This window comes from Mycobacterium sp., from assembly GCF_039583805.1.
Lineage (GTDB): Bacteria > Actinomycetota > Actinomycetes > Mycobacteriales > Mycobacteriaceae > Mycobacterium.
In genome coordinates this window covers 39,757-41,224 of the sequence record NZ_JAVKSH010000013.1, presented here as the reverse complement: position 1 = coordinate 41,224, position 1,468 = coordinate 39,757, and the positions used below count along the sequence as shown (strand labels likewise).

General features: G+C 72.5%; 2 protein-coding genes. Both read right to left on the bottom strand.

Features of this window, described 5'->3' with window-relative positions:
* Positions 1 to 36 precede the first annotated feature (36 nt).
* Complete coding sequence (locus ABDW21_RS03115; protein ID WP_343710039.1) at positions 37 to 675, bottom strand: anti-sigma-D factor RsdA; 639 nt, start codon at positions 673 to 675, stop codon at positions 37 to 39.
* Entirely contained in the window at positions 668 to 1,246 is a 579-nt protein-coding gene (locus ABDW21_RS03110) for a sigma-70 family RNA polymerase sigma factor (protein ID WP_343600655.1), read from the bottom strand. Before ABDW21_RS03110 ends, ABDW21_RS03115 begins: the two co-directional genes overlap by 8 nt.
* Between the last annotated feature and the right edge of the window lie 222 nt (positions 1,247 to 1,468).

The following is a 1,468-nucleotide window of genomic DNA, read 5'->3' as shown; positions in this document are numbered from 1 at the left end:
CTAGGCCAGCTGGGTAACGGCGGGGCGGCTGCCCGCTCACGGAGCCACGCCGGGCCCTGGTGGCCCGCCCGGCGGCAGCGTCGCATCGGGATCGCGGGCGGCGACCTTGGCGTGCAGCCGGTTCACGTGGTCGGTCAGCTCGCGTCTGCGGTCGGCGTCGGTGACGGTCTGCACCCGGTTGCCGACGGCCGTCAGCTTGTCCTGAGCCTGCTCCCACTGCCCCTGCGTGATCATCTGCTCTACCTGGTCGAGCTCCGTATTGGCGGTCAACACGATCTGGTCGTCGCTGACTTGTGGCTCGCCGAACAGCAGCGAGTGCACACCGTAGAGCGCATCGCCGGGCTGCGCGCCGACCAGGACGGCGCCGAACCCGCCAAAGGCCGCCACCGTCGCGGCCACCGATCCGGCCAGCCTCAGTCCGCGGCGTCCGCCCGGCCGCGTCGCCGGCCCGCTCCGCAACGCGGCGGCGGCCTGGTGGTCGTCGACCAGCGTGCTCGTGGGGTGCAGGCGCACCTCGTCACGCCAGTCGGCCAGCAGAGCGGCCAGCGCCGCATCGGCGGCGTCGGCCTGGTCGTCGACCGGCTGACCCGTCGCCAGCGCGTCGACGAACCGCTCCGAGCGGGCCAGCGCGTCGAGGTGAGGCTGGTCGGGCAGGGTGAACCGGGAGTCAGGCATGCCCGTGTCCCGCCGCGACGATCACGGATTTCAGCCGGGCCAGCGCGCGGTGCTGGGCCACCCGGACCGCGCCCGGGGTACTGCCGACCGCGCGGGCGGTCTCCTCGGCGCTCAACCCGACCACGACCCGCAGGATCAGAATCTCGCGCTGCTTCTCGGGCAGGACCGTGAGCAGCTCGTTCATCCGGGCGACGGCATCGGCGTCGACGGCTGCCTGCTCGGGGCCCGGCCCCGCCGACCGGCGCTCAGGAAGCGCGTCGGTGGGATAGGACAGGTCACGCCGGGCGGCGCGGTGCGCGTCGGCAACCTTGTGCGCGGCGATGCCGTACACGAAGGCCAGGAACGGGCGTCCGCGCCGGCGGTAGCGCGGCAGCGACGCGATGGTAGCCACGCACACCTCCTGCGCCACGTCGTCCGCCGAAAGCCCGCTCCGCTGGGCCACCCCGAGTCGCGCGCGGCAATAACGGACGACGACCGGGCGGATCGTCTCCAGCACTTCCCGAATTGCGTCCCGATCGCCGGCCACGGCAGCGGCGACAGCGGCGTCGAGACGTTCTTCTGAGATGGTCATCGACGGCGGCATCTCCAACGTTACGGACCTCGTGACGAACCTGGATCTGGCCCGGCGCGGCGGAACTGCTCAACGATAACCGGGCCGGGCGTCGAGAAGCCCTGCGCACGCGGACCAGGTGCCGCCGGCCCGACGCACGTGTTCCGCGCACTCGTCACGAATGCGGCACAGGTCGCGCGTCGTGCGCGTCGAGCTCGTGAGATCGATCAGCAGACAGGCCAG

Coding starts and splice junctions, on each gene's coding strand:
- ABDW21_RS03115 (WP_343710039.1), bottom strand. CDS start 675: ATGCCTGACTCCCGGTTCACCCTGCCCGACCAGCCTCACCTCGACGCG.
- ABDW21_RS03110 (WP_343600655.1), bottom strand. CDS start 1,246: ATGACCATCTCAGAAGAACGTCTCGACGCCGCTGTCGCCGCTGCCGTG.